Here is a 2,781-nt window from a genome sequence, read left to right on the forward strand (position 1 = left end):
TTTCAGTGATTAGTCACGAACTGCACAACCACAACACATTCACCTGCTGCTGTGGCTTTGTCGCGGGTAGCGTAAAGAGTCGTTTCCTTATCATCTCCAACAAAAACTTTCTGATCTGTGGGTGTAAAGTCTTGTGTGCTTTGGGTCTTGATCTCTTTCTCACCAAATTCACTTCCCCCATAACTGCTGCCTATCTTCAACTTGGCTTCCGAAAACGCTGTCTTCACAAAGGCTTTGATCGACGTAATCACAGCTCCACGCGGTAAAATCCCTATTCTCTCCGTAAGGGACTTCTCTTTATGCGAGATATTTAAGCGTAAAAAGCTTACCTGTTGCGTATGAAGATTTCTCCCCTGTAATGGGGCGGGTAAATGATCTGCCATCTCTTGTTTCCTCCTTTAAAATTACGCTGCTTCACCACTGTAGGTGGGGATAACTATCGTTCCAAAATCTTGGGCTGTTTGTGCACTACCAGGCATCTGGAAACGGGTTTTCTTCATGCCAATAAGCGTCTTGGCGGCAACGCCAAATTCACGTTCATAATCAAAATATTCTTCCTTGAGGGTGTAATGGGTTGCACTATGATTTTGTCCAAAACCGATCACAGCACTTTGCGCTCCTAAGAACACAGCACGACGAACGCTTTTTACGGCTGTAGAATCTGTCGATTTAACACCATGGGTCACATGGATAGCTTCCCGTAAAACAACGCCATTATACATACCTAAAGATCCATCAAAGATTGGGTTCTTTGCACGTGAGGTTGCATAAACTGATTTTTGAATATCTAACCATTCACCAGCGGCTGTATTGGTGCGCAATTGCATCACTTGGGTAGGGTGCAAATACAAAACATACACATCATCACCATTGACGTGAACAGGAGAGATTTGCGGATTGGCAAGCTTTGCTTGTTTAACCGCTTCATCAATCAATTTAAGGCTAAAGCTATGTTTGGCTTTATCGGTAAGTTCTTCATCTTTGGTTTTGCCATCGGGGCGGATAATGCGTTCACTGCTGGGCGCCATGATCGGATTAAAGCCGTAATGAACCGGTTTAATATAAACTTCTCGACCATCAACACTAAGCGTGCTTGCTGTATAACCACACACTTGAAGAAAGAACATGATGCTTAAACGATTAGCATACCAGCGAACCAAACCTTCCTTGGCCTTTTTGCGCAAATTCGGTAAGACTCTCTGTTGATCAATCGAATCCGTATTGGCAACACGCGCTGCATGTAAGAGCTCGTTAATGACCAAGCGGTCATTCATAAATTGAAGCGCTTCTTCATTGCCCTCTAAGGTTTCCCCTTGCGTGACACCATCTCCAAACAAATTAACCAGCAGGCTAAAGGTAACGCTATCCCCTGCACTCTTATGGGTTTCATTGTAAAGCTGGATAATGCTGTTTGAACTTTTCCCTATCAAGGGGGCGATTTTCGTCGCCTTCAAAACTTCATTGCCTAATTTCTGTGACCACAATTTTACCGCTTGCGGATCATGGGTCCCTATATGTGTTGTTGCCATTTTTGATTTCACCTTTCTTTGCTGTAAAAAAAACCGGCTGAATAAAGCCGGTGGAAAACCCGCATCAAAGGCGGATTATGTGGAAAAACCTCTTACCTAATCAGGATCTACACCCATAATTTCATAAAAACGTGCTTCATTCTTTGGATTGGATATCCACGCATCAAATTCTTTCTCTGACATATTCGCAAGAACTTCCTTGGTCATAGGACCAACACGGCCTCCACCACCAGAGCCCGTTAATGTCCGCGCTGAATTCTGACGATTCTGGAGTGCTGCAATTTGATCATTGGCTTGCACGGCTTGCTTTTGATAGCCAAGATTTTGCGCGATCCTATAAAGCTCTTCTGCCGGATTAACCCCCTTTTGTGCGCAAGTGGCTACTATCGTTCGCAACTCATCTCCTATAATCGCATCGATCGTGCTCTTCTGGGCATAAGTGGGATAGATAGAAGACCATGCATTCAATTGCTTGGCGCGCGTCTCATAGAGAAAATCTGCCGCCGCATCAAAATCACTGTATTTATCTTTGACCGAGGTAACGGAACTTTCTAAAAACTGATTTAAATGCCCATTAAATTCTTGGTATTCTAACGCTTGCCTTTGCACATCTTGCTGCGCTCTAATATACGCATCCTGCTCTTGAAGCTTTTTGCCCATCCACCCCATATAACCAATAATATCTTCACTAGGATTGGGAGGCGTTTCCTTGCCATCAACCTGAGACATCTGGGATTGCGCTTCATAAAACTTCGTAAGTGCTTCACGGGCTTGATTGGCTTGTTCTACAGCACGTTGCTGTTCTCCATTAGGGATAGTAATCTCTGAAGGCTCTTGAACAGGCTTTGCTACAACCGGCTCTGAAGAAGAGACATCATCACTTTCAACCGCTCCTCTATCATGAGCGCTCTCAAAAGAACCCTCATCATCAAAAACGGATGCCTCTGTTCCATAATCTTCATTCAGTCCTTCATTCAGTTCTGCATTCATTCTTTAACCTTTCTCAAATGCTTCTTCCTCTATAACTGGCCGCTCTTTCTCGCATGATCTGATTTTGCATCTGCTCATTGTAAATGCGTTGCCGTTCAAGTTCATGGCGCTGTTGCATCAATTCTGCTTCCAATTCCGCTCTTTTTTGACGCATGAACAATTCAATCTGCTTTTGTTGTAAATCCATCTGTTGCATTTGGGTTTTCGTCGCCATGTCTTGCTGCTTTTCTTGCAACTGCATTTCCTGCTCTGGATTCATCTG

At 43.9% G+C, this 2,781-nt stretch carries 3 protein-coding genes and 1 pseudogene; all 4 read right to left on the minus strand.

The features are described 5' to 3' along the window. Positions 1-2: 2 nt before the first annotated feature. A complete protein-coding gene (locus K3248_RS09360) occupies positions 3-383 on the minus strand; it encodes a hypothetical protein (protein WP_220716915.1) in 381 nt (126 codons plus the stop codon). Positions 384-404: 21 nt separating this feature from the next. Further along, complete coding sequence (gene bgtG / locus K3248_RS09365) at positions 405-1,529, minus strand: BaGTA-type gene transfer agent major capsid protein (RefSeq protein WP_220716914.1); 1,125 nt, start codon at positions 1,527-1,529, stop codon at positions 405-407. A gap of 96 nt (positions 1,530-1,625) precedes the next feature. Further along, a complete protein-coding gene (locus K3248_RS09370; RefSeq protein WP_220716913.1) occupies positions 1,626-2,519 on the minus strand; it encodes a hypothetical protein in 894 nt (297 codons plus the stop codon). A gap of 13 nt (positions 2,520-2,532) precedes the next feature. Beyond that, positions 2,533-2,781 (minus strand): annotated as a pseudogene (locus K3248_RS09375) (portal protein); the annotation flags it as partial.

The organism is Bartonella raoultii (assembly GCF_019659805.1).
Lineage (GTDB): Bacteria > Pseudomonadota > Alphaproteobacteria > Rhizobiales > Rhizobiaceae > Bartonella > Bartonella raoultii.

What these genes read in the sequence shown, in the direction of transcription:
- K3248_RS09360 (WP_220716915.1), bottom strand. Translation starts at nt 383, where the DNA reads ATGGCAGATCATTTACCCGCCCCATTACAGGGGAGAAATCTTCATACG.
- bgtG (WP_220716914.1), bottom strand. Translation starts at nt 1,529, where the DNA reads ATGGCAACAACACATATAGGGACCCATGATCCGCAAGCGGTAAAATTG.
- K3248_RS09370 (WP_220716913.1), bottom strand. Translation starts at nt 2,519, where the DNA reads ATGAATGCAGAACTGAATGAAGGACTGAATGAAGATTATGGAACAGAG.